This window comes from Citrobacter gillenii (assembly GCF_013337685.1).
Classification (GTDB): Bacteria; Pseudomonadota; Gammaproteobacteria; order Enterobacterales; family Enterobacteriaceae; genus Citrobacter; species Citrobacter gillenii.
Window position 1 is genome coordinate 379,751 of record NZ_SUQN01000001.1, and the last position, 25,537, is coordinate 405,287.

Below are 25,537 nucleotides of genomic sequence, written 5' to 3' on the forward strand. Positions count from 1 at the left end.
AACTTTGTGTGTATAAAGAGGGTTATGCGTTGATTTTGATTTATAAGTAAGTCGATGGGGCGAGTACGGAAGTGTCACTATCAACAGATAGCGTTAAATGTGTTTCTTAACGACACAAAAATTATTCAGTTATTACGTCACTATTTTTCAATCGTGTTAAATAATGGCAGGGACATTATTGCTAAGCAGGTATCCATCGAACACCTGCTCATCGTATTATTTAGCGCAATACACTCTCGCCTCACGAGGTGTGTAGATACCGATAGTAATAATACGCAAGAAAACATCCATTCCCGATTCCTGTACTTCGGTACGGATAACTTTGTCTGCACCACCACAAACAAGTGCTGCATCAATAGTTTGCGACTGGCCTATGCCGTGAACAAAAAAGCTCTGTTTGATCTCTTGGGTCGGTTTTTCGGCAATGCCGTTATTTATTTTAAAGGTTTGCTGTGCACAACCTGATAACGCTACAGTTGCCACTAATGCCATCATTAACTTTTTCATTTTTACCATCGTAGGGTTAGGATAGAAATGTCATGTTCTTATTTATTTTATTTCGCACATATCCGACCAGCGATTCATTCTGCTATGAAATGCTTAACGTTTAAGCAGGGTTTATTAAAGTGAAAAATTAATAAAATATTTGTGTCATTACTGTAATCTCGATTTGCTGTTTGACAACATTAATTAAATATCAACTTTAATGAGCGGCAATAATAAACAATGTTGATATTAAAGATGCAAGCAGCTGGAAGAGAAGTCAGCAGGGTGAATTATGCCAGGCACCGGCCAGGAAAGAGGGCGCTGAGTCCCGGCAAATTGCAGACATAAAAAAACCAATCGTAGAAGATTGGTTTTTTTGGGGAATTTTGGTCGGCACGAGAGGATTAAATAAAACAATATAATATATTGATTATAATTGATTTTTTTAATTGCACTGTATCAGTGTATGCCTAAGCGTATGCCTAAAAGGTAAAGTCATCTTAGATGGAGGAAAAACACTGCTACTCTAAAATTTCACCTGACTGAAGGGTTGCAGTAAGCTAAAGCCACCACATGGATTCAAGGGGCGGGCTGGATGATGAAAAACTGGTCAACGGAACACACCAAAGAAGTTAAAAAATGGCTGGATGTTGATAGCTATCGCAAGTTTGAAGAGCTTCCGCTCATACAGCTTTACCATGAGCTACTGGCAAGAACACTGTTCTTTAAGCCGTATCATGAGGAATTTGAAGCAGAAGCGGTCAGGCTTTACATCGACAGGATCTTCACTGGAAAACCGTTTCTCATCACAGAAAAGCATCTCGGCTATCTCACAAGAGAGGATACCCTTTACCAGCCACCGCACTTCTTTCTCACAACTACCGAACGACTGGCACAGTTGAGCATCAACGGTCTGCGAAATTCACTGTTCTTTTGGGATGGGAGTGATGAGTATTCGGTTAACCGTGAATTCCTCGATAGCCCTGTATCAGAAGCTCTCCCCAAGTTGTTCAGGGATACGGTCATGGTCGAAATTGACCTTGCGAATGGAACTGATGAGGAAATAGCTGAATCACTCAAAGCAGCGCTACCTCAATGGCGTAAAGTCAGAGGTATCGAGGCAGATACAACGGACGCTATCCGCTTCGGTTATGGAACGATTAAGAAACTCATCAACTACAGATTGATACCCATGATCGACATCCTTGTATGGTCAACCTTGCATAAGGTTCGCATATCAGAAGATCGACTTTCACGCCTCCTTTACACCGACGATGATGATGAAGAACAGACCCGACTTAATCACCAAATTCGGGACACAGACAGACCACTGGCGATAAAAGCAGCCAGTATACCTTTCATCCGACAGTTTCATCTGTTCATCAACAAAAACAGCCATCTCAAAAACATCAGAGTTTCAGACGTGATGAAAATCGCTGATTCTGACTAAGGCCAACCTCCATTAGCTCTGGCGTTCCCAGCTTCTGTCTCTTTCCCGCTGATTCATTCGTATAGTCGTTTCCATCAAAACGAAAGAAGAGGAAACGACTATGAATCAGCACAACACCCGTCTTATTCGCCTCCCTGAAGTTCTCAATCGAACCGGTTATGGTAAAGCCTGGATCTATCATCTAATCAGCAAAGGATGTTTCCCATCACCAGTGAAAATTGGATCTCGTGCAGTTGCTTTCATTGAAAGTGAAGTGGAAGAGTGGATTCAATTAACTATTGAAAATTCAAGAAAGCATGTCGCTTGAAATAAAATTACAGCCTTCGTATTTATGAAGATTAATTCTCAGATTTGTAAAGTTTATATCTTAACTAAGCCTATATTTAACGTAATTCTTTACATTTTTTCAGGCAGGGCTTACGTCATAGGTATTTAAAGGTGGTTTCTTAATATCGGGTATGGATACCTTTAACTAGCCGTACCTGTTTCTTTCACGTGAAAGAATTTTTTTTAAGCATTTAAATTCATTATAAATAAAGCTAAATATAACAAAAAAATTTGCAAAATTTAAATTGATAAAATAATGATAAGTCGTAGTGATTATTGAATGTAAAGTTTTTGGAGGGCTATTAATTATTTATGTCATATAAAATTAAAAAATTTTTGATGAGTAATGGTGAAAGAGGGTGCTTGATTCTCGATAAGGAGACACAATTGCCAGTTTACTATCAAAACCTTTATCTCACAACAAATGTTAGAAACAGAAGTGCGACCGCATCAACGATAGAGATAGTCGCAACAAACCTACTTATACTAAGCAATTTTTTGAAAAGTAGGAACATAAATATCATTGATAGGATTGAAATCAAGGGGTTCTTAAGTGTAGCAGAAGTAGATGACTTGATACGGTATGCAAGGCAGAGATTCGATAAGCAAAAGATTACGAATGTAAGAGTGATAAAAATGGAACAGGTTGCTAAAAGAACTTTCAGTTATAGGATTCATGTTTTTTCGAGCTATCTTAATTGGCTGTGCGGTTTACTTCATTCTATTAAGGGAATTCATGCTAGATATGAAGTCGAGAGTTTCATAGAAAGTATTAGAGCACATCTCCCGCGAAATAAATCACTTAGCGTGAATAACAGAAAAGATAAATCTCTAAGTGAAGAACAAATAAAGACACTATTTAAGCTATTGGAAGTCGAAGGAAGCCAAAATCCCTTCCAGAAGGAGGTTCAGGTGAGAAACAGGCTCATTTTTACCTTACTATTGAATTGTGGTTTAAGAGCAGGAGAGCTATTAAATCTAAAAGTTAATGATTTCAATCCCAGAGGTTATACACTTAATATTTTCAGAAGACACGATTGTATTGAGGATCGAAGGCTGAATCAACCTTTAGTCAAAACTGGTGAAAGGGAAATCCCATTGTCGGACGAGTTAGCAATGGAGATTTTGGATTACATAAATAACTATAGAAATAAATACACCAAAAAGAAGAAGCATGACTTCTTGTTTGTTACACACAGTTCATGTAAAACAACAGGGGAACCTTTATCTGTTTCCGCATATGAAAAGATAATTTCGACTATTAAAAAATCAAGTCCGGTATTAAAAAATTTATCAGGTCATAAACTGAGGCATTCCTGGAACTATTTCTATTCAAATGAAATTGATGATTCGAATTTAGACATCAGCCGAAAATCAGGGTTGAGGTGCTATCTCATGGGATGGTCAAAAGATTCAAAGATGTCAGAAAATTATAACTTCAAACACATATCAATAAAAGAAAAGGAAGTTATTGAAAGGGTTTATGACTCTTTAAGAAAAATAACTAAGGAGGTATGAAATGAAAACAAGCACATTAAAAAAAGATAATGATTTATTTTCAATGATGAAGGGGTATAGCTTCAGGATTTCTGATAGTAAATGGCAATTAGATATAAATAATCGTGTTTACCCACATAAGGTTGCCGATAAAATGCCAGAGTCGATGCGTGTTGGTTATCTTAATACCTTGGCATATTTTTCGTCTGAATATAGTGCAGGCTACATAAAGAATATAAATCACATCTTTAGCCAATGGCTAAGATTAATGGATCTTGAAATGATTAATTCCAAAGCGGTTTATAAATTTAATGTTAGCTTAGGCGCTGAGAAAAACTATAAGCTAAACTCAATAAAGAACTTTCTTAGTAAATGGAAAAAACTCGGTTATGAAGGAGTAGATAACTCAGCTCTAAGAATGCTGGAAAAAATAACCATTAAACCTAATTTAACAGGGGAAGCCGTTAAACGAAGAGATCCGAATGGTGGACCACTAACAGAAGAAGAGCTGAAAATCATACTTGAAAGTATCAGAAAATTGTTAAAAGAAGATAAAATCCCTCTTTTTATTTATTGCTACATTATTCTATTAGCAACAACGGGAAGGAGGCCATTACAGCTAACTTCGTTGAAAGCGAAAGATCTCATCAGAACGGAAGAGGGTTGTTTTCTAAATATTCCGAAAGTAAAACAAAGGAAGAACTACAGAGGTGAGTTCAGCATGATGAGAATCGACGATAGCCTGTATGAGGAACTTATAACCTTGATTGATCTGAACCAGAAACATATCGAAGGTAGGATCAAGAGGGATATTAGTTATTTAAAAAATGAATTACCCATATTCATGAACACTAAAAAATCTTTATCAATTCATTCTGATAAAATTTTAGATACCATCATGATAACTGATATTTTACATATGAAGAATTCTTTTATCTCAAACAAACTAAATAATTTGTCTACTAATTTCAACATTAGGTCATCAAGAAATAACGACTATATACGTATTAATGCAAGAAGATTTAGATATACGTTGGGAACTCGTTTAGCAAAGGAAGGAGCATCAGTTGAAGTAATCGCTAAAGCATTAGACCATAAATCTATAAACTCATCAGGGATATACGTAAAAAATAGTCCAGACAATGTTCATGATATAGACAAGATGCTTAATTCTTTTTTTGAACCGTTATCAAAGATATTTCTTGGAGAAGAACAGTTAAAAAACAAGAAGCTCTTTACTGAATATGTTTTAAATTCGTTCGGACTTTTTAATGATAAAAATGACCAAATTGAATGTTTCACTTGTAAAAACTTTAGAGCCTGGAGTTCCCAATGACCAATATCATACTATTCGAGCCAGCCAATGCTAATAATCCGAGTTCAAATGTTGATGAATTTATTGAATTTTGTAAGAGTAATATTTTCAACTCGAAGTTAGCGATTTCATGGGAAAGCAATGTTTGGAAGAGATTTTATAGATTCAATAAATTTGACATGAACAATAATCGAAATAGCAAAGATAGATTAGATGGTGGTTTCATTGATTTCGCTAAAGCTTATATGTTTCATATTCACTCATTTAACAAGTCAAAGTCAAACCAAAATACTTTGTCAATGTTGAAAATCATTGAGTTTGTTTTATTGAAATCATACGGAGAAGCTAATATTATCAAGTGTAATAACATCATATTTGATGAATGTGCAAGGTTAGCATCAGCCAAATATTCAAAAAAACAAGCAGTTGGAATTGGTAAAGAACTTGAGAAACTATGTTCATACTTAACTGGAAACAGAATGACGACCTCATCATACTTTTTCTGGGTGAATCCGTTAAGGCATAAAATAACTCAGAGATGGAAAGGTTATGAACCTTCACTCGAAGGACACTCAAAACTACCAGACATAAAATCCGTAATAGCTATTGCTGAGATTTTCTCAAAAGATGAAAGCCAATTGTCTACAAGGGACATCTTCACTACTTCTGTTCTTGCACTACTCATGTGCGCTCCAGGAAGAATTTCAGAAATTTTAAGTCTTCCAGCGGATTGTGAGATTACTGAAAAAGATGACAAAGGCAATGAACGATATGGTTTAAGATTTTTTTCAGCAAAGGGTTATGCTGGGGATATCAAATGGATTCCTACAGTAATGGTCCCTATAGCTCAAAAGGCGATAGCTCGATTAAAAAAACTGTCCAACCATGCAAGGTTTGCCTCAAGAACAATGGAAGGCCAAGGCACTGAGTCATCCAAGTATGCACTCATTATCACAAAGCCTCAGAATTTTCCTTGGTATGATGAAGAAAAAAGAATTAAATATTCAAATGCTTTATGTCTTTTATTTGACAGACAACTGTGTCAGAAGACAAGAAAAGATTTTACATCTTTTTTCAGACCCACGGCTGAGTTTTTTAGAATGGATATTAATGCTGTTGCAAGTATTAAAGGCACAACAAACCTGTTCAAAAGACACGGCTATATCAATGAGGATGGTATTCCCTACTCTATTAGAACTCATCAATTAAGGCATCTATTGAATACTTTTTCTCAAATTAATGGCATGGATGAGTTTTGCATCGCTCGATGGTCCGGGCGTAAGCTTATTTCTCAAAATGTTTCTTATGATCACCGATCACACTTACAAATGACTAAGCTCATAAGAGAAAAAACGACAATCGAGGCAAGTAATAGCCATAGGAAAAAAGAAATAGCTATCATGGACATAACTGATTTCGATTCATTGAATGATGGAGCTGTGCTCGTTACTAAGCATGGTTACTGCAAGCACTCATATGCTTTTGACGTATGCGGTTATTATCCAATACAAGACTCTGGAAAGGATGATGATCGACTATTGGTAATTCATAATAAAATTATTGAAAAAACGTATCATGATAAAAATGATGGGAATGTCAATGCTGAAAAATGGTATGAGTTTCAAAATAAAATTATAAAAGGAGAATAAATGGCTAAACATATTACTGGTTATGATGAAAAACGCATAACAAATGTTATAAATAACTGGAATAAAGATAAGAAGCTAACCTGGGATGCTTTATGCGACAAGTTAGTAAAGGTTATTGGTAAGAGACCTTCAAGACAATCTTTAAGTAGTCATGTCAATGTTTCGGATTGTTTTAATTCAAAAAAGAAGATTCTCAAGCTTGGTATTAAAAAAACATGTTCTATTAAGCCTGCCAATTTAGAAGTCGCTTGTCAAAGAATAAAAAGGCTCGAAACTGAAAACGAAGCTTTGATAGCATTAAATAATAGATATTTAGAGCAGTTCAAGATATGGCTTTATAATTCTCATTTGAAGCAAATAACAGTTGAAGAGCTTAATAGACCCTTACCTGTAAAAGATATTTAAATATAATCTGATAGGTTTTAACTATTGACATGATTAATAATTATGATATTTCTTTAATTGTCAGGATGACTACAAATAAATTGCAAGGATGCATATTATGGAAAAATTAAATAGCATGGAGCGTTTTCTAATACTCTTTGAACGCTTCATTAAAAAGCTCGAAGAGTCTGGACTATCAGAGTCAGACATAATAGACAAATCTTACCTTTTCTGTGTAGGTTTCTATATCAAGTATAAAAATGACATTGATAATATAGAATTGGCTAATAGAGATGTTGTTCTATCTTTTATGCTTACCTCTTATTGCTGCTTTATTAATAATGTTGAAAAAAGAGTAATCGATGCGGATAAAATAAGAAGAATGTGTGGATTACTCATTCACTTCATAATGAAGAACAAAGCTAATTCAGAAACTGTTTTTATAACGGAAAAAAGAAAATATGATAGATTTCTGTTGGCTATGAGTTTGAGGAAAAGGGACATCGAGTATAACAAAAGTCATGGGCATAAATAGTATTTTTAACTTTTGAATTTTTAACCTGAAAGCTATGTCGTATCTTCCCCACCGAAAAACGTGGCTTGACTATCATCGATAGATGAACAAGAAGTTCTCTGCAAAGCGGGATTCCTTCACACTTCTCAATTACATACCCTAAGATGAACAAAAAAAGCACCCATGAGGGTGCTTTTACTGCTACTATACACTTGGTCTATTAGACCTTAAAAAAACAATTATAAAAAAGGAGGTGGATTATGAACAATAATCTCCTGTTCCTGCTAAGGATAGCGATTTTTATCAGCATCCTTTTGTATAGCCAACCGGCTTACTAAAGGGTTACTGATATATGGCTACCAGCCCCGAGCTGGTAGCCATATTATTCAACTTATGACGTACCATTTTCCTGTTGTCAAATTTAATTACTATAAAATGAGAAAAGCCTGTATTCAGCCTACAGGCTTAGTCATTTATTAAAAGTGTTCTATGCAGCATTTAAATTCTGATCAAAGATCTCCATCCATTGGTTGAGCTGCGTCTTCAAATCATTTAACCCATTACTCGAATTGAAAGCATCATTACGGGGATAGAACCGGATATGCCATTCTGGTTTACGCACGTCTTTTACACGGATAAAGAGACCTGTATCAGCGATGTTTTGAGCTAATGTTTTACCGTTTTCTCTGATACTACTTAAACCAGCACCTGCAACTTCACCACCGTATGTAATGTTGTAGCGCCATTCTTTGATATCAATAAAAGAATAGGTTTTTGCTCCTGCGCTATTTTTAAGAAATACTTCTTGTTTATTTTTGTCTAACCGAATCTCGCAGTCATTGAATTTATGAATATAGATCCCATCATTATTTTCATTCAGATAATTGAATGTAGCATCATTGTTTTTCCTGACTACATATTTGCCATAAGCTGTTGCACATAGCATCGCACTGATAAAAAACAGGGGCACCCAATAAACTGACATGACCTTACCACCTCCGAAATAAGCGACAAGTACAGGGAGTGCAATCGCCAGCATTACACGCTTCATCATGAAGAATTTCATACGGTTTTTCCTGTATGATAGAACGATATTAAAAATAGGCTAGTAAAATCAGTCTATTAGCCGATAGTTCCTTCAAAGTACATTTTGTACAAAGCTGTAAAGTTATCAAATCATTTGTACCGATCGATATTTTGCAGTTTGATAGTCTATAGCTATCATGAGTGACTAATCGATCGATTATAACGATCAATTATTTTGTCATAAAATCAGAAGCATAGGGATATTTTGGTTGGCTTATGCTAAATTTTCAGTCTAAAAGTGTTTGTTTTAACACATTTTTTAACATAGTGAACAGATGGTAGGTCTATAGAAAGTGGTGAAGCAGAAAAGATCATTGCTGGTTTGTTTTTGTGTTCAAGGAAAGAGTTATGCAAGCTTTTTACGATACCAACTATGCTATCTAACCAGGGGATTGCTTCTATCCATCTCATTGTGAGATTTATATAACTATTGGTAGCTGCTATTGTTTTTGCATCCAAATTTTCTTTCAATGGTGGTTTAGGTCGTTCAGGTAAGGGAAGCAATATGTCTTCCACATCTATTCCAACGAAAAAATTAGATGTGTTGGCTTTTCTGTTAACTATGGTCGGGGGATCAATGATGATGAATGGCTCTAAGTTTTTCCACGAATACTTTTTTCCAAGCTGCGAAGCCTTGAATGAAATGTTGGCGTACTCAAACGAGAAACCATTCATTTTCCCGGTTGACGCTCTGTTAGGAACAGCTTTTATCTTCTGAGCTGCGAGCTGCTGCACAAACTCGTGTTCTGAAATCTTGCTCGTGATCAGTGTATCTATAGCTTCCTGTATGATTGTCTTTGGACATTTCTCGCCAGTTCTGTCTTCTAACATAGCCTCATTACGTGATTTTTTACGTTTTGCAGGTGAGGAAGAAGGTTTCAGGGCATCAGTTCCTTTGGTTCTTGTTAACTGATAGTCTTTTTCAAGATCCTGGATGATACGGGTGCTGATAAGGTTCTCATTTTTACCAAGATAGAGCTTCCCAGATGTGGCATCGATGCGACTTGCAACTATATGGATATGTTGGCCATCTTTATCATCATGAAGCACGTATGCACGTAGATGCGTTTCAGAGAAGCCCATACGCTTCATGTAGTCATCGGCTAACAGCTTCCATAGTTGTATAGATAGATTCTCACCAGCAGGCAGACGCAGAGAATTGTGCCATACAGGTTTACTGACATCGGATCGTAGGAGCTTCGTAGCATTGAACTCTGCACTTAGTGCTTCTGCGAAGCTTTCTATGACATTGCCACCGACTACATACGGATCTGACTTGTGGTGCGAAGCAGGTTTTAATAAATAAGAAATAAGGCCATTAAAGGTTTTCCCTCTTTTGATTTTTTGCATTCCCTTCACTGTTCTACTTCCATAAGTCAGAAGTAATCAGGTTCATGCGAAGCTCCGAAATCTGGCGCTTTACTGCGAATAGTTCTGTTTGCGTCAGTGAGCTTCTTTTACTCTTGGTGTCAAGGTGTAGGACAAGTCTGTTTAGTTTCTGGGACATGTCAGCCAGTGATTTCCATGCTTCCATGTTTACAGCAGGAATGGCTACAGGAAGTTTATTTAGGAAAGTTAAACGAAGCCATTCACCTTTGCTTTTTTCGCCGCGCCTTGCATTGAGAAGCTGTAGTTCTTCATGGTTCAGTCGAACACTGATGCAATGAGTTCTTAGTGATTTGTTTGGGGTATTCCTGTTATTATTATTCCTTGAGGGTAAGGCTATAATCTCTTTCATAGAAGCTCCTTTGAATTTTGTATTCTTTTTATGGTGAACAATTCCTTTGCAACACCTGATATTGTTATATTTGAAATAAAATTAATGTCAATGCTCTCGGTTCGTCTTGGTTTTTCTTTTTCAACCGAAGGGCGAAAAAGCAAGGCCAACTTGAGAAGCGTAGCTTCGATAAGTTAGCCCTTGCTTATTGATGTAAATTAGCTAAAAAGTCAATGGCTTTTTTATTTCTATGTGGGTCTTTCGCTCTTATATCCCAATACATTATACCATCAGAGTTTTAGAGTTTATTGGCTGAGAATCACCAGCCTCATCAATGAAGCAAAATTTCATAAAAATATCCTTGATAAAAAACGACCACCTCGTGGTGGCCGCTGCCAACATTTAAGTGGGGTTGTTGTCAGAACAAACCGACAACGATCGTGGATTACGAGGAAATCCTTAAACCCACTTTCTTACTAAACAATTTTACCTCAGCACTTTAAAAAGCATTTGCCAACATTTAGTATTAGTATTACCTTTAAATACAAAGAAGTTTTTAGGAGAAGGTTTTGAAAATTTTAATTGATACAAATATATTTCATAATTCATATTATATCAAATCTGCTGACTTGCGTTTAATGTTAAGTTATATAAATAATGAGAGTCATGTATTACTCATTTCGGATATAGTATTAAAAGAAGTGGAAAAACACTTTCGGGATGGATACGATGCAGCTAAAAAAAAGCTAACCTCTGCATTGAATGAGTATAACAGGTTTTTCCCTATGGGCGATGAAACGAAAGTTGAGCATTTTGAAGGCTTTACTGATGCAGATGATCGGAATCCGATTAGATATGATTTTTTAAAGCAGATATATAAATATATTGATAAAAACAAAGTAATAATTATTAAATCTGATGAAGTATCGCATCAATTGATTTGTAAAAAAGCGTTTAATATTGAGAAGCCTTTCAAAAACGATGGTTCAGGCTATAAGGATAGTTTAATATGGCTTTCTTTCTTGAATTATCTTGTTGAAAATAAAGTTGAAAATGAGGAAGTGGCTTTTGTCTCTAACAACTTTCATGATTTTTCTTCCCCAGAGCAAATATCTAATAAAAAAATAGGGGTGGGAGTCTTGCATGATGATCTGAAGGCTGATATTGGTTCTCTGGGTGTAAAAGCAGATATTAAATATTTTCATTCAGTATATAATCTTATGAGCCACTATTCTGTAGAGAAAGAGAGGTACCCTACGTCATATGTAGATATCAAAAACTATATTGAAAGTGGTATATTTGAAATGGACTTGGGAACTTTTCTTGAAGATTCATTTTTTAAAAATACGGACAATATAAATGTTACTGACAGTAAAGGTCAGGTTGATTTATATTTTAAGGCTAAGGCTGTTTATATAGGCATATTTTCTAAAGTTAGACTTGAGATAATACAAACTGAGTTGAGTGATTTCGGTATATTGTGCAGATGTCGTTTAGATTACAGTCAAGTTGAAGTTGAACTTACGTTTGACAAAAATGATGATATTTATTACAAATCCCTGTTGAATCATGAAAAACGTCATATTTTTAATGATTATGGCAATGATTTTTCCTTAAGCATGAATCACTCTATGCAAATTGAAACGACATTCATATACGTACCAAAGGAAAATAAAGAATACAACGAGGACTATGGTAGTATTACAGATATAAGTATTCAATATATTTACTTGGGGTGATTTTCAAAAAGAAAAACTTTATATAATTTTATATAGCTAAGGTATATCAATACCTTAGCTATAAATTTCTATTTACCGGTATGTGATTGCATGTTGAAGGGTTTTTGCGTCAAACCTGCACGCATAAATCTAAACCTGAGATATGAAGAAATATTATCTTCATGTGATGAGAGTATCAACTGTCTATTACTTAACTCACAGCGTAGTAAATCGCTTAAAGAAGCAATATTTATCTCGTCAAGAGATTGAGCTGGATCATCTATGAGAACAAGTGGGGACTTAGCATACACTTTATTAAGTGATAGGAAAAAGGCCAAGCTCAAGGCCGATAGCTGTCCAGAACTCATTGACATGGTTGCGTCATGTTCTGATTTTTCTGCTGTGCAGAACCTTAGTCTATCTCCATTCCCTTCATCTATAAATAGTCCTAAGCCACGTTGGTAGTTTTGGATAAGTCTACCGCTATAAATATGGAACGTTAACTCTATATCAGCGATGGTTTTTTTAGAATAATCTTTGTTTAGTATAGTGAGTTGTTCCTTTAATGTGGTAATTTTCTGTTTAGCATTTGTTAAGGCTTTATCCATAGCTAACAAATCGTTAAGCTCATTTTTTAAAGTTTTAAGTCTAAGATTATTTACTTCAATTTTTTTGTATAAGAAGTATTTTTCCTTTCGATTAATCTGTGCTAAGTCTAAGTTGAAAACATCATCTGGTGTGGCGAATGATTCATTCAATACTGATTCCCAACCTCTAGGAAATGTGAGCAGCTCATTTTTCTTTTGCTTACGTATCAGCGATATTAATGATTGTTTTCTTGATTCTATTTCTTCTGGTATATCAGTAAAAGTCTGCGGGTACGATATTCCGATTTGTGAAAGCCTCTCATTTATTTTTATTATTTTTTCGAAAATACTCTCAGCCTTTTGTAAAGTGTCAAACAACTTTTTGTCAAATTTAAGTTGTGCTTGTGTTTCGACTAAACGCTGTATTTCAGCATCCTTAATTTTATTTATTTCATTAAGTTCTATTTGTAGTAGTTGCCCTATGTCATTTAATGAGCCTTCTAATGATTTGCTTTTAATATCAATCGCGGCTAATAACAAATCTTTTGTGAGCCAGTCGTGCCCGCAAAGTAAACAATTTTGTTCTGATAAAGATGTAGCCTTCTGATGTTCTTCGGTTAATTTCATTCTTGCCTGATTAATATCAACAAGAATAATATTTTTCTTGCCTATTTCGTTTCTATAATTATCTCGAAGTTGTAAACGCCTTTTGAAATCTATGATATCCAACCTTACATGAGATTCAATTTTGTTTATATCTCCCTGAGTTATAGAGTCTTCTTTTTTACGCAAAATGCCTAAAGATAAATTGATCCCATTGTTAATCTTATTCTTTTGAGTCAGTTCTGGGTAGGATTCAATATGGTGTCCTACGTTTACAACCTCAGTTAAAAGTTCTTCGTTTTTTGTTATGAAGTTTTCTATTCTGATATTATCGATAATTACGCGAAGTTGTTCCTTGTCAGTAATTAGGTTTTTAATCAAGGAAATTTTATTTTCATTTAATTTTGTTGTTTCAATGTCAGAAAAAAATGAAGGGTTCTCAACATCCCATGATGGTGTAATAAAATGGGTTGAGACTTTTTCATATTGAACAGGATTATTATCATTTGTTCCTGGTACACTTATCGCTTGGATTTGTGATGTAAGAGAGTTTCTCTTTTCAGTGAAATTAAGGCCATTGAATTTTCTTGTTAATGCCTTTTCAACTCTACCACATAAATTTATATTGTCAGTTAGTTCACTGACATTCATTAAACCACCGATAGCATTTTTTCGCTCTCTTATACTTTTAGCGAAAATAAATGAACTCTGACCTTGTTCAAGATAGTTGAGAAAGTTGTAGTTCTCAGTGAATTTTTCGCCTAATATTTCATCAAGTTCATTTTGTGTAATTAAGGTGCTGTTTTCGTAGGAGTCTAACATCTCTAATTTATGGAGTTTAAATATATTAAAATTATCTGCTTTATTGTTCTGTATTATTTTTAAATCGTCTGCAAGTGCTTTACGTGAAAAGTAAATTTTTTTATTGTTATCATCCGACATCTCCACACAGATTTCGATATCCTCCTCTCCATTTGTTTTATTCCAGAAAAGGTTATCACTATAATTTCTAACGCCTCCTAGCATTATTGTTTGACATAGTTGTTCAATTCTATTTATTTTTCCTGTAAACAATAATTCTAAAGCATCATATACGCTTGTTTTGCCATATCCATTAGGGCCTTCAAGTGTCAACAAAGAAGAACTCTCAAAATCGAATTCGACTTTATCAAAAGCCTTGAAGTTATTTATTCTCAGCTTTGATAGCTTCCAGTTCTTCATTTATTAATTCCTCAATTAGCATTTCTAAATTTACATCACTTTGTTTATTTGCTGTACTGATCTTATTATGTATTCCAGATAAATTTAATGAATCTACCAGCGTGTTGATTTGGAGATCAATTGGAATGATATCCTTTTTTATATCAGGCATTTCTAAAAAAGGTAGTTTAATGAATATTCTAGCTGCCATATTATATAGGCTGGGTCGTGATGGATCTGATTTATATGTGGAGAATTCTTCATGATCTGAAAGAACTGCTCTAATATTATTGAAGTTCTTCCCGGTAATTAATTGATTCTCTTCATTTGAATAATACAATACATATTTTTTGAAATGATAAGCATTTTCTTCTATGTCAAATATACTTTTTTCATATTGCTTGTAATTTGAAAGTTTGTCGAGTTGAAATACTATTATAAGATCAGTGTTTTTTGCGAAAGCTGGAGCTTCTAAAAATTCAATTGGTGTGTTGTTAATAATTAATTCATTAATGAAACTCGCATCTTCAAGTTTATCAGTTCTGTAGGTTATTATATATCGACGTAATGCATCTTTCTCCTTTTTAAAAAAAGAAATATTATCTAACGTACTTTCAATTTCTATAAAGTGGTGAGCTTCAATAGCCTGTTTTATAAAGTCATTTAGCATTTAGTTCCGCCTCTGCTTTATCAGTAGATATAACCCTTAAATTGAATTCTCTTACAATATGGTTTTTGTTCTCTTTAGAGTCGTTAATTTTTGTGATTTTTTCTGAGGTTGCTGAAATTATCGTATCATCTGATACCTTATAGGCTATTATGTTATTATATTCATAAAGCAATGATGCAAGTGTAGCATTATCCCTTATGTGTTTTTTCAGATCTTCTTGGAATGAGGTATTTCGTCGTCTTCCGTCTCTAATTTCCAATGCTGTTGGAAGATATTTATTTATTTTTTTTGAATAATGGGGTAAGCCTAATAATTTTGGTATGTGAGATATAGCCGAAATTACATCAAAATAATCCCTAATGTCATCCTTATTTATGACATTATTTTCCCGGTGAGGCTGCAATGATGTATGCATTTGGATAGCAGAACTATCATTCAAACTATAAATAAACCTAAATACGTTTGAGATTGATTCAATTTGCTTTTCATTAAAATGGTCCAAATCATTGTAGAATTCACTTTCAATAACAGTGGTTATTTTTTCTTTAGTTAATAATGCTTGGTATATTTCGTCTGCCCGGTTAAGTGGGGGAGATATTAGTAATTCCCAGAAAACGCTACTTGCCATTCTATTATGATATGCTGCGTAGTCTTGAGTTTGCCCATTGTGAACTAAATTATGAATTACAATTACTTTATTAGTTATAAGTTCTGAGAGTAAAGTGGATTTTTCAATAATTAAATTTTTTGTTTTAATCAAATTATTGGTATCTAAAAATAATTCAATTTGCTCATCAATCAATTCATTTATTTTTGATAGTAAACAGTATTTAATATCGCCATAACCGTAAAACTCAACTATTTTTCCATCATTACTTGTATAATTTTCAAAATTATCAAGTTCTTTAGCCACATGAAAATATCTGATTGTATTTTCATCACAGTCAGTAGTTATACATGCTGCTTTATAAATAGCTTTGACATATTCAGAACGATATTGCGATAGCTTTGCTTTCACTTGATGAGTTGAAATCACCTTGCCATCACAATAAATAGCAAAGTCATCAGTGCTATCTAATTGCAACTCAAAATTATCAATTATTCTTTGTTGAAATGATTTCTCTGTTAATAGTTTCAGGCAATGATAAAGAGCTACTTTCCCTTGGTAAACAAAGCCCCCCCAAGAACTGATCGCACTTCCTGGCAGTGTTTCCTCTATGTTAGACATTTTTTATCCTATGAAAATTTTACTGAACATAGCTATAAATCAGAATTCTTACATAGACATACTAATCATTTTTAGTGCGGATGAAATGCAAAATGTTCACTATCTTGCTCATAACTGTGAGAAAGCTCAATTATGAGAGCAGCTAAAGATTTAAATCGGTATATCCTTCTGTTGAGGTTAACTTGCCAATAACACTGATTGATGAGTTTCCAAAGGATGCTGCTTCTACATACTCACCCCACCAGATCATCATCTCTCTACGCTGCTCCAGATACTGTGATCTGTTATAGGCTCTCCTGACTTCGTTAGTATCGATATGAGCTAAAGCAGCTTCAATCACGTCTGGTGGAAAACCTTTCTCGTTAAGCACTGTTGAGGCAATCGCTCTCATTCCATGAGCCACCAACAGATCTTTGAAGCCCATCCGTTTAAGCGCCATGTTTGCTGTCTGACTATTCATTGGTTCAAGTGGATTCCGGTAGCCGGGGAAAACATAATCTCTGTGCTTACTGATGGGCTTCATCACTTCCAGAATAGCCAAAGCTTGCTCAGAAAGTGGAACGATATGCTCACGTTTCATCTTCATGCGACCAGCAGGGATACGCCATTGTTTTGCGGCAAAGTCGATCTCATCCCAGCGAGTCGTTGACGCTTCGGCAGGTCGGATCATCGTTAGTAATTGCCATTCGATAAGACAGCGAGTTTGTCGTCCGATGCTGGCAAATGCCAGAGTTTTCATCAAAAGGGGGAGTTGCTCTGGAGGTAGGGCAGGGCGGTGCTTTACCTTTGGTTTATGGAATGTTCGCCCGATTCGTGCTGCTGGGTTTACAGATACCAGCCCAGAATTAAGGGCGTAATCCATAACTTCATTGATACGCTGGCTTAGACGTTTAACCGTTTCGAGTCTTCCGGCAGCGTGTGTTGGCTCTAATGCTCCGATGAACTGCTGAGCCGTGATGTTAGCAATGGGCATAGAGCCAATATGTGGGAATACATATTTACTCATAGAACGCCAGATATCGTTTAACGTATGAGTTGCCAGCCCCGCCGATTCTTTGGTTTTAAACCAGTCTCCTGCAACCTTTTCAAAGGTACTTTCTGTGGCACTTTTTTGCCGCAACTGCTCGGTTTTTTTATGCTCCTGCGGATCAATATCTTTGCTCAATAGAAGACGGGCATCTTCACGAAGTTGACGAGCCTCAGAGAGAGATACAGCAGGGTAAGCACCAAAGCTAATCATTGCGCGTTTGCGAGTGAAAGGTTTGTAATAGCGGAATCGCCAGAGTTTTGAGCCTCCGGGCTTAACCAGTAGCTCTAAGCCATCCCCGTCATACAGGATAGTGGCACGTTCAGTCGCTTTGGCATTTTTGACTTCGGTGTTGTTAAGGGGCTTTGTCTGACGCGCCATATTATTCTCCAATCACTGGTTAGGCATATGGCTCAGACGATACGATGGATTGTATGCCTAAAGATATGCCTAAAAATGTTGGATTTCACTGTATCAGCGTGGACTTTCCTAGACAACCGAAAAACAGCGGGTCTACACAACCCACTGTTAATTCTGTTTTTTATAGTCTTGTCTGGACTTCAGTAGACAAAACGTTGGGGATTATTTGGTCGGCACGAGAGGATTTGAACCTCCGACCCCCGACACCCCATGACGCCGCTTTTAAAAGGCTGAGAGCCTTGCTATTGCTGGTGGTGGGTACTGTTTGACTGTATAAACAAACAGTGCTTTTTTAGCAAAATCTGCTCTATATACATCAATGACTTAAGTAGTGGTTTCTCCCCATGAGATATGTATCTAACCGGCCTTGATTTCACCATGGGGAACGACGACCCAATCGATATGGTTTTGCGTGTAGATCTTGGTCGACTTAGCATCGCTGTGCGCCATTCGTCCTTGTGGATCGATGCCTTGCTGATCGAAAAGGTGTGCGGCCAGCGCTCGAATTTCGTGAAAGGTTGGTCTTTCGTCCATCGCCATTTGGTCGCATAAACCCAGTTTGTCGCGCACCGAGGAAAAGGACCGGCTCAGGTAATCCGGTGCGATCTGCGTGGGGTGCGAAACCTCTTTACTACGTTTAACCTGCCGTTCCGGAATCCTGTGAACGATGAACGGGCTGGCCACATTATCGCGGCTATCGTCAATAATCCGTTTCAACTCCTCGCCTATAGGGATCGCCACATGCGACGCTTCTTTCTTCTGCACCTTTTGCCGGTGAATGTACAACGTGCCATAAATCCCGCTTTCCGGCTGTGCTAACCAAACGCACCCGCAGATGCCATCTTTTGGTTCTCTGATGGCGTAACGGATCCGTGAAACTTCTAGGCGTGCGTGTGTTGTTTGTAATGCCAAATCCATCGCGGTCCGTAACCATGGTTCGGCTGCGCGCCTGATAGCTTTAAAGTTATCAAGTGAGAGGCGCTGGCGTTTCTTCTCTTCTGTCCTACGCATTTTTTTACGGGTTGCTGGGTTATCGAACATTAGCGATTCATCGACCGCATACGAGAATAGTTTTTTAAGAAAGCTGACTTTCCTGTTTTGTACGTTTGCTGATGCTTCGGCATGGTAGTGGTTTATATAGGCGTTCACATGCTCCAGCTCAATATCGCAAGCTGGTATGCTGATGAAGAATTCTTTCACCCTCAGAGCATCGTTGTTCCAATCGTCGAGTGTATTCTGTGAAGGGCGCTCATTCTCAATCGCCCGCTCCATAATATGATCTACGTGTTCAGCAAATGGTTTTGCCTCCCCCGTTACACCGCCAGATTCACGGACAAGTATTTCTACTGATGGTACATTTGCAGGCCTCATTCTGAGGTTGTATTCACGGGCTATAGCGATCGCTACAGCCCTGTCTTTACCGATATTCTTTTTTTTCCCAGTTATAAGCGTAAATTTATAAACGCCGCGATCTTTATCGAATATTAGATATTCGGGTAGATGGCGGTATTCTCTTTTTCTTGGCCTGGCTGCCATGGTTAACCCTCACTGATAAGCTGGCGAACCGTATGATTAACCATTGAGTCGACCCCCCATTTTTCAGACTCGCAGACCCAAACAGATCCGTCTACGATTTTGCCTGTGAGAAGTCCGTTTTCAACCCAACGTTTAATGGTCCGATTATCCGGGATCGAGTCTTTGGTAAATTCGCGTTTACCCCACTGACTCGCCTTCATAAGTTTTGCCATGACAGATTCTCCATACAGCCCGGCTGCACCCGGGCTTACAAAATTATAAATTATTACTGGCTGGCTTAGGTGGGACAGCATAGAGCGGACCTGGCGCAACATCGAAACGACGCCAGCGAATATCACAGGTTCTTTCTTCGCCTTCTTTGTACCAGGCAACAACATCTGCTACCGGCTCGGCGTTCCTACCTGCCAACACCTCATCAAGCACCTTTAACATATCAGTGAGAATGTATGCTCTGTTCCCGCCGTTTGAGTACTGGGTATCGTGCTGCAGGTGTTCGCGTATCTGGTGCAGGCGATCGAGTGATACAGGACCGTTCGCCGGGTGGTTGTTAGTTTTCATGGGTTAGTCCTTTACAAAGATAATCCAGTGGGTTTTGTCGTTCTTCCCGGTACGTTGTCCAATTGCAGGTTTCACATCTGTAAGCCCCAGAATCTGGCTAACCGGGATCTGCGTCTCGTTCCATTTGAATATGAGAACGCCGTGTGACCGCAGTACGCGAAAAGCCTCTTTGAAACCGGCGCGTAAGTCAGAGCGCCACGTTTTTTTGTTCAGTCGCCCGTATTTTTTACCCATCCAGGCAGACTGGCCAACGCGCTCGAGGTGCGGTGGGTCAAACACCACAACTGGAAAAGAAGAATCAGCGAACGGCAGTGAACGAAAGTCTGAAATCAGGTCGGGACTGATAACCAGGCGCCGACCGTCGCACAGCTCGTGCTCTTCGGCGCGAATATCAGTGAATACGGCGCGGGTGTCCTGCTTGTTGAACCAGAACATGCGGGAGCCGCAGCACATATCGAGAATGGAGTGCTCAGCCATTCCAGGCCTCCAGCTCGTTCTGGATTTCCTCGTCGATCTCGTCATTGGTGGCGTCTTCGTTCAGATAGTCGCGCGCCTCTTTGAGATACTGTTCTCGGCGCTCGTGGTACCAGGCAGAGAACTCCGGTGACCAGCCGCGACCATTACCTTGAAAATCAACCAGAGCGTTGTCCTCAGCCATACGCTCAATCATGCAGTCGGCAGTTATCAGGGCGCATTCCCGGATGTAACTGCGAAGGTGGTGCTTACGCCAGTACGGACTGTATTTTGAATCGCAGCGGCTTTTAAATTCGACAGTCCAGCGACGGATGCAACGTGCGTTCAGTGATTTACTCATTGTGTTGCTCCCTGTCTGGCTCTATTCAATAACTGGTTAAACATCATGGTTAGGCTGTTACTGCACCCAAACGGCATATCGTTAACACGGTATGTTGGAATGCCCTTGCGAACACCAGACTTCACGATCCGGCCGGTGCCATAGAGTTGCGATAATGCGCCAGCGACCGCGGGTGTCTTTTTGTTCATACCTTTGGCGATTTCACCGCTGGTGGTATTCGGATGAGCCTGGAGATATTCAAATACGGTCATGGCGTTTTACCTTTACGTTCCTGTTCCAGTTGCACCAGAGATTCTTTTAATGCTGCGAACGTAGCGTCCAGTCTGGTGGCGACTTCGCGCATAAGCGGCGCATGTTTTGGTGGCAATTCAGCAACGGAGGCAAACGCCTCCGCTACGAGTTCTTTTACCTTCATGCGGCGCATTGGCGCTGCTCCATCAACTCGTTAAAGCGATTGATGAACATGCCGTATGACTGGCCAGGACGAACTGGGTTGATAATGAATAAATCCGTTGGGACAACTCCCTCGAGGCATGGCCAAATGGAACCTTCGTCAATCTCAAAATCTCGGCGTTCGCTGGCAAGCATCACCAGGTCGGCATATTTCACGGTTGGGTGTTGCTCAGTTGGTAGACCGAACTTCTGCCGAATTGCTGCGTCCACGCGAGCTTCGATCGCCTGGTAATCCGGAAGCAGGCGCTTAAGCGGGGAGGGGATGTCCTGCAGGTAGGCTTCGGCAGCATCATGAAGCAGTGCTTCTAATGCAAACTCCTGCGGAACGAGGTGGCTGGTTAAAACGCTATGCTGGCCGACGCTGTAAAACTCAGGAAGATGCCCTGCAAAGCGGCAGATATGAGACAACGCGGTAGCAATATCCTCGATCACGATATCGTCCTGTTGGATATCGAGGTAATTAAAATGTTTGCCGGATAATGTCTGAATGTAGCTCATGGTTTTCTCCATATTGGCGCGCTGCACCGCGCCATTAAATTAATGAATTGCTGAATTTAGCGTGCAGCAACCCAACCCATGCTTATGGGGGTAATTGTTGCCTGGTGTTTATCGCTTGGCTTCGCCGCCGAGAGAGGTTGTTAATCCGTTAATGAGAGAGATAAGCTCGCCGGTCATCAGAACAAAGTCAGCGTCGAACCGCTGAGCCGCATCCTCACGGTCGATATCGTCGTTTTGTTCTGTCAGCTCATCAGAGAACTTAAGGCGCTTGATGCTGCCGTCATCGCAAAGAACGAACTGAATGCGCTGTTGCCAGTCGATAGACAGCTTTGTAACTACTTTGCCAGCTTCCAGATGCACATGAATTTCGTCGCTGACCAGAGCCTGTTTTTTAAAGCGTCCGATACCGCCATTTTCAAGAATGGCTTTCAGTTCGGCTTCATCACCCAGGCCAAAGCCAGCAGGCGCACTACCAGAACGAACCCAGTCGGTCATAGTTAGTTCGATCGGCGCTTCCATAGTCAGCGGTACCACCGGGAGAGAACCGAGAGTTTTACGAAGCAGGGCCAGTGAGTCTTCGGCTCGTTTGGCGCTGGCAGCATCAACCATGATCAGACCGTCGGTGATGTTGATCCACAAACTAACAGTCGAGTTTTTGGAGAACGCCCGAGGAAGCAGGGAGTGCAACACTTCATCACGCAGCGAATCTTTCTCAGTTTTTTTGAGGCGACGCCCCTGATCGGATTCCAGACGCGCCACACGCTGGCGTAGTTCTTCAGCAATGACAGGAGATGGCAGTATTTTTTCTTCCCGGCGAATAACCAACAACACTTGATTATTGACAGTGTGATGCAAGCAATCTGACCGCTGACCCAGTGGTGATACCCAACCGGTTTTTGCCATATCCTGGCTACCGCATGGAGTGAAGCGAAATAGTTCAAGCTGCTGTTCCAGCTCTTCCTGGTTGATGGTGAAATCGCGACTAAGGCGGTACACCAACATATTTTTGAAAAACGGATTATTCATTCTCGGTTCCTCAGCGCATCTGCACAGACGCTAAAAAGTTAGTTTCTCCATACACAACAGAGAAGGGCACCTGCATTGGTCGGCGGCTTGCAGAGACCGCTTTCTTTTTGCCCGGGTGGATTGGGTTATGAGCCCGTCGCCCGGTGATGCCCTTTTCTGTTGTGTGTCGGGCTTCCACCGACTCCCATCTGTTTTTAAAGGCGCTCAGATATCGTCTGGCCTGTGCTGGTCTTTCCCTGCCGTCAGCGTTCTACTTCACGCCGTCACTGCCGTCGAGGGAGCTGGCATCTCTCCGTTTTCACAGTTGGACGTCTGCCGCTGATGTCGGTGCTGGTACCGCCACTGTCCAGGACATTTATAAGGACCGTCTCCAAGTGGTAACTCTTCCAGTCCCGGTAAGCACTCTGCGAAATACTTACCGTGACCGGCTGTTATTCCCTGAAAAAGGCTGGCGGTTACCGGACAAGTGGGAAAACACCGGGCCGCCAGAACAGGGAAGTACTTGTTATTGCTTTGGCCTGCTTTTAACCACATCAGGCGCGGTGGTATCCTTCTAAGTCGCTACAACCACGAAGGAATTTTTTTTATGAGCAATGTTACTTATCTCAACCATGCCAGGCTTGATGCCATTGAGTTGGCTATATCAAGGCTGGCTATTGCTATTACAGAGGCTGAAGGACCACATACTAAAGAGCTTGAAAGTTCTATCGCCCATTTCCGCGCGCTATTTGAAAAGCCTGATATCACTGAAAAAGAGCGCGAAACCTACCTCAGGACGATAAGGTTGTTGGATCCATTAAATAGCGATCCTACCGAGCCGTTCTGAATCGAGGTGTGCCGCTCTTTCCCTTCGCTCTAAAATCGCCTCAACAATTTCGACCCCATTGAGGCGCTTCTTTCCATTTATGTCCTGCTGGTCCTCTTTTAATGCTTTTTGCGCAAGCTGAATGCGCGATTCAGTTCCGGAATTCGGCTCGAGCTGTTGAACTCGCTTAGCATCTTCCAGCAGTAGAGCAATGATGTGCTTCAGTTCGTTTGCGTCCACCGTGAACTCCTATGCAATTTTTATGTGTTAGCGAATCATCCGGTTATTCATATGCCACCGGCGGCTACTTCGTGGGCGTCCTGCCTGTTCGCTGTTGATGAATGAAATCTAACTTAACTTAGCTTTTAGATCAAGAAAAAACACCAAACTATTCTTAGCTTGATGTTAAGAGAAAGGTTAGAGGTGGGTTAAAGTTCGTACTGAACGCCTTTGACAACTCCGATAATCAGGCAATTACCGTTTATTGAAATGTTTGGATAGCGTGGATTCAAGGGAACTAAGAACTTTTGAGGCCCATCGATGACGAGTTTTTTTACAGTAGCCTCGTTTGTCCCATCAAGCCTGGCTACGACTATCTTTCCATTAAGTGGCTCTGCATCAGGATCTACTATGACCGTTGCCCCTTCAGGGATTGTGGGGAGCCCATTAGGGTTTGTCATCGAATCACCTTTGACCTCCAATGCAAAGGAGCTATCACCTATCCTGAGTGATGTTTCTACCCACTTATCTACTTCACTGAAAACTTCTGCTGCTTTACATTCTGTAAACTGTCCAGCCTGAACCCAAGATATCACCGGAATCCTTCGCATCTTGGTTATCAGATTTCCTTCGAATTCAGTGCCATAAAGTATGTAATCAATTGATGTGTTGAAATACTTTGCAAGTTTCGCAAGTGACTCACCGCCTGGCACATTAATGTCTTTTTCCCAATACCCAACTGCCACATCGCTAACACCACAGAACTTACCCAGTTCTTTCTGCGAAGTTTTAGTTATGCGCCTGAGAGCTTTGATGCGCTGACCGACAGTTTCCATTTGAACACCATAAAAAATTAAAAGGCTAAGCAATCTTAGTTTTTATTGACCAAAGTTAGATTGGTTATTAATATCTAATCAAACTTAGCTAAGGAGGCATTATGACAACCGATGATATTGAAAACTACTTCGGCAGTACTGAGAAAGTTGCCGAGTTTTTTGGAATCACAAGCGAGGCCGTTTACCAGTGGCGTAATAGAACTGGTCGCCTAATCCCGAAAGGACGTGCAGCAGAAGCAGCCTATCGGACTGGGGGAAAATTGGTTTTCCATCCCGACCTTTACGAAAAGCGTAGCGAAGCTTCAGTAAAACTCAAACCACAGGAATAAGGGGGGAACCGTGGGTAACGAACCTATTTGGAAAGTCGAACGTCAGCCTTCTTGGCTGGTGGTAGCGATTAAAAAAACGATTACCGATCTGCATGGTGGATATGCTGAGGCGGCGGAATGGTTGGGTGTGACAGAGAACGCATTGTTTAACCGCCTTCGCGTTGATGGTGACCAGATCTTCCCACTGGGCTGGGCAATGGTTTTACAACGTGCTGGTGGTTCAACTCATATCGCTGATGCCGTTGCGCGCCATTCTCAGGGCGTATTTGTACCACTGGCAGATGTTGATGATCTGGATAACGCCGATATCAACCAGCGCCTGATGGAGTCCATCGAATGGATAGGTCGTCATTCTAATTTTGTGCGTAAAGCCACGGCTGATGGGGTAATTGACGCAGATGAGCGTGCTCAGATTGAGGAAAACAGCTATCAGGTTATCGCGAAGTTCCAGGAGCACGTAACACTTCTTTATCGAGTTTTTTGTGTCGCTGAAAAGAGTGACGCCCGCGAGTGTGCAGCTCCGGGCGCCTTGGCGAACAACTCTTCGAGTATGGAGAAATAATCCGCATGAGCAGTTTAATCGTA

30 protein-coding genes are annotated in these 25,537 nt (G+C 39.4%); 11 read left to right on the forward strand and 19 right to left on the reverse strand.

What is annotated here, in order from left to right:
• Positions 1-216 precede the first annotated feature (216 nt).
• Complete coding sequence (locus FCH32_RS01690) at positions 217-507, reverse strand: Bor family protein (RefSeq protein WP_174360357.1); 291 nt, start codon at positions 505-507, stop codon at positions 217-219.
• Between the two features lie 577 nt (positions 508-1,084).
• Between FCH32_RS01690 and FCH32_RS01695 the strand changes: the two genes are divergently transcribed.
• The 7 genes from FCH32_RS01695 (at position 1,085) to FCH32_RS01725 (ending at position 7,643) form a co-directional block, all read left to right on the forward strand.
• The gene (locus tag FCH32_RS01695; protein ID WP_024258095.1) at positions 1,085-1,936 is read left to right on the forward strand and encodes a DUF6387 family protein; all 852 of its coding nucleotides are present in this window, start codon (positions 1,085-1,087) and stop codon (positions 1,934-1,936) included.
• Between the two features lie 100 nt (positions 1,937-2,036).
• Positions 2,037-2,243, forward strand: coding sequence for a helix-turn-helix transcriptional regulator (locus FCH32_RS01700; RefSeq protein WP_010616890.1), 207 nt, complete (start codon positions 2,037-2,039; stop codon positions 2,241-2,243).
• A 332-nt stretch (positions 2,244-2,575) separates the two neighbouring features.
• Entirely contained in the window at positions 2,576-3,781 is a 1,206-nt protein-coding gene (locus FCH32_RS01705; RefSeq protein ID WP_174360358.1) for a tyrosine-type recombinase/integrase, read from the forward strand.
• A 1-nt stretch (position 3,782) separates the two neighbouring features.
• Positions 3,783-5,096, forward strand: a complete 1,314-nt coding sequence (locus tag FCH32_RS01710) for a site-specific integrase (protein ID WP_174360359.1) — start codon at positions 3,783-3,785, stop codon at positions 5,094-5,096.
• Entirely contained in the window at positions 5,093-6,724 is a 1,632-nt protein-coding gene (locus tag FCH32_RS01715; protein WP_174360360.1) for a DNA-binding protein, read from the forward strand. The genes FCH32_RS01710 and FCH32_RS01715 overlap by 4 nt, the downstream gene beginning before the upstream one ends.
• Positions 6,725-7,129 (forward strand): hypothetical protein, encoded by a 405-nt coding sequence (locus FCH32_RS01720; protein WP_174360361.1) that lies wholly within the window; start codon positions 6,725-6,727, stop codon positions 7,127-7,129.
• 97 nt (positions 7,130-7,226) lie between these two features.
• Complete coding sequence (locus FCH32_RS01725; RefSeq protein WP_174360362.1) at positions 7,227-7,643, forward strand: hypothetical protein; 417 nt, start codon at positions 7,227-7,229, stop codon at positions 7,641-7,643.
• Positions 7,644-8,109: 466 nt separating this feature from the next.
• On the opposite strand, the gene FCH32_RS01730 is transcribed toward FCH32_RS01725, so the two are convergent.
• From FCH32_RS01730 to FCH32_RS01740, 3 genes are all read right to left on the reverse strand, one after another.
• Positions 8,110-8,688, reverse strand: coding sequence for a DUF4755 domain-containing protein (locus tag FCH32_RS01730; RefSeq protein WP_174360363.1), 579 nt, complete (start codon positions 8,686-8,688; stop codon positions 8,110-8,112).
• Positions 8,689-8,927: 239 nt separating this feature from the next.
• Positions 8,928-10,058, reverse strand: a complete 1,131-nt coding sequence (locus FCH32_RS01735) for a relaxase/mobilization nuclease domain-containing protein (RefSeq protein WP_174360518.1) — start codon at positions 10,056-10,058, stop codon at positions 8,928-8,930.
• A 13-nt stretch (positions 10,059-10,071) separates the two neighbouring features.
• A complete protein-coding gene (locus FCH32_RS01740) occupies positions 10,072-10,446 on the reverse strand; it encodes a hypothetical protein (protein ID WP_174360364.1) in 375 nt (124 codons plus the stop codon).
• Positions 10,447-10,994: 548 nt separating this feature from the next.
• Here FCH32_RS01740 and FCH32_RS01745 point away from each other — a divergent pair.
• Positions 10,995-12,164, forward strand: a complete 1,170-nt coding sequence (locus tag FCH32_RS01745; protein ID WP_174360365.1) for a PIN domain-containing protein — start codon at positions 10,995-10,997, stop codon at positions 12,162-12,164.
• Between the two features lie 68 nt (positions 12,165-12,232).
• Here the strand turns inward: FCH32_RS01745 and FCH32_RS01750 are convergent, their stop codons facing one another.
• The 13 genes from FCH32_RS01750 to rdgC all read right to left on the reverse strand — a co-directional run bounded on the left by FCH32_RS01750 (position 12,233) and on the right by rdgC (position 22,763).
• Positions 12,233-14,554: an AAA family ATPase gene (locus tag FCH32_RS01750; RefSeq protein ID WP_174360366.1), complete on the reverse strand. Its 2,322-nt coding sequence runs from the start codon at positions 14,552-14,554 to the stop codon at positions 12,233-12,235.
• Positions 14,517-15,203 (reverse strand): ABC-three component system middle component 1, encoded by a 687-nt coding sequence (locus FCH32_RS01755; protein ID WP_174360367.1) that lies wholly within the window; start codon positions 15,201-15,203, stop codon positions 14,517-14,519. The genes FCH32_RS01750 and FCH32_RS01755 overlap by 38 nt, the downstream gene beginning before the upstream one ends.
• Positions 15,193-16,431, reverse strand: a complete 1,239-nt coding sequence (locus FCH32_RS01760; protein ID WP_174360368.1) for an ABC-three component system protein — start codon at positions 16,429-16,431, stop codon at positions 15,193-15,195. The genes FCH32_RS01755 and FCH32_RS01760 overlap by 11 nt, the downstream gene beginning before the upstream one ends.
• 142 nt (positions 16,432-16,573) lie before the next feature.
• On the reverse strand, positions 16,574-17,839 hold the full coding sequence (locus FCH32_RS01765; RefSeq protein ID WP_174360369.1) for an integrase domain-containing protein: 1,266 nt from the start codon (positions 17,837-17,839) through the stop codon (positions 16,574-16,576).
• A gap of 396 nt (positions 17,840-18,235) precedes the next feature.
• Positions 18,236-19,414: a phage integrase Arm DNA-binding domain-containing protein gene (locus FCH32_RS01770; RefSeq protein ID WP_053390040.1), complete on the reverse strand. Its 1,179-nt coding sequence runs from the start codon at positions 19,412-19,414 to the stop codon at positions 18,236-18,238.
• A 2-nt stretch (positions 19,415-19,416) separates the two neighbouring features.
• The gene (locus FCH32_RS01775; protein ID WP_001096408.1) at positions 19,417-19,626 is read right to left on the reverse strand and encodes a hypothetical protein; all 210 of its coding nucleotides are present in this window, start codon (positions 19,624-19,626) and stop codon (positions 19,417-19,419) included.
• A 43-nt stretch (positions 19,627-19,669) separates the two neighbouring features.
• The gene (locus FCH32_RS01780) at positions 19,670-19,972 is read right to left on the reverse strand and encodes a hypothetical protein (protein WP_174360370.1); all 303 of its coding nucleotides are present in this window, start codon (positions 19,970-19,972) and stop codon (positions 19,670-19,672) included.
• 3 nt (positions 19,973-19,975) lie between these two features.
• Positions 19,976-20,449, reverse strand: a complete 474-nt coding sequence (locus FCH32_RS01785) for a class I SAM-dependent methyltransferase (protein WP_174360371.1) — start codon at positions 20,447-20,449, stop codon at positions 19,976-19,978.
• Complete coding sequence (locus tag FCH32_RS01790; RefSeq protein ID WP_174360372.1) at positions 20,442-20,786, reverse strand: hypothetical protein; 345 nt, start codon at positions 20,784-20,786, stop codon at positions 20,442-20,444. The genes FCH32_RS01785 and FCH32_RS01790 overlap by 8 nt, the downstream gene beginning before the upstream one ends.
• Entirely contained in the window at positions 20,783-21,037 is a 255-nt protein-coding gene (locus FCH32_RS01795) for a hypothetical protein (protein ID WP_044865257.1), read from the reverse strand. Before FCH32_RS01795 ends, FCH32_RS01790 begins: the two co-directional genes overlap by 4 nt.
• Positions 21,034-21,210, reverse strand: a complete 177-nt coding sequence (locus tag FCH32_RS01800; protein ID WP_001253786.1) for a hypothetical protein — start codon at positions 21,208-21,210, stop codon at positions 21,034-21,036. Before FCH32_RS01800 ends, FCH32_RS01795 begins: the two co-directional genes overlap by 4 nt.
• A complete protein-coding gene (locus FCH32_RS01805) occupies positions 21,198-21,737 on the reverse strand; it encodes a hypothetical protein (RefSeq protein WP_000120456.1) in 540 nt (179 codons plus the stop codon). The genes FCH32_RS01800 and FCH32_RS01805 overlap by 13 nt, the downstream gene beginning before the upstream one ends.
• A 108-nt stretch (positions 21,738-21,845) precedes the next feature.
• Positions 21,846-22,763: a recombination-associated protein RdgC gene (rdgC, locus tag FCH32_RS01810; RefSeq protein WP_163208395.1), complete on the reverse strand. Its 918-nt coding sequence runs from the start codon at positions 22,761-22,763 to the stop codon at positions 21,846-21,848.
• A 586-nt stretch (positions 22,764-23,349) separates the two neighbouring features.
• Between rdgC and FCH32_RS01815 the strand changes: the two genes are divergently transcribed.
• Positions 23,350-23,589 carry a hypothetical protein gene (locus FCH32_RS01815; RefSeq protein ID WP_070810425.1) on the forward strand — a complete coding sequence of 80 codons (240 nt, stop codon included), beginning with the start codon at positions 23,350-23,352 and terminating at the stop codon, positions 23,587-23,589.
• Here FCH32_RS01815 and FCH32_RS01820 read toward each other — a convergent pair.
• Positions 23,560-23,808, reverse strand: a complete 249-nt coding sequence (locus tag FCH32_RS01820) for a hypothetical protein (RefSeq protein ID WP_174360282.1) — start codon at positions 23,806-23,808, stop codon at positions 23,560-23,562. The genes FCH32_RS01815 and FCH32_RS01820 overlap by 30 nt on opposite strands.
• A gap of 188 nt (positions 23,809-23,996) precedes the next feature.
• Positions 23,997-24,623 carry a LexA family protein gene (locus tag FCH32_RS01825; protein ID WP_046669973.1) on the reverse strand — a complete coding sequence of 209 codons (627 nt, stop codon included), beginning with the start codon at positions 24,621-24,623 and terminating at the stop codon, positions 23,997-23,999.
• A gap of 101 nt (positions 24,624-24,724) precedes the next feature.
• Between FCH32_RS01825 and FCH32_RS01830 the strand changes: the two genes are divergently transcribed.
• A complete protein-coding gene (locus tag FCH32_RS01830) occupies positions 24,725-24,952 on the forward strand; it encodes a Cro/CI family transcriptional regulator (RefSeq protein WP_046669972.1) in 228 nt (75 codons plus the stop codon).
• Positions 24,953-24,962: 10 nt separating this feature from the next.
• The gene (locus tag FCH32_RS01835) at positions 24,963-25,514 is read left to right on the forward strand and encodes a YmfL family putative regulatory protein (protein WP_043016000.1); all 552 of its coding nucleotides are present in this window, start codon (positions 24,963-24,965) and stop codon (positions 25,512-25,514) included.
• The last annotated feature ends 23 nt before the right edge of the window (positions 25,515-25,537 follow it).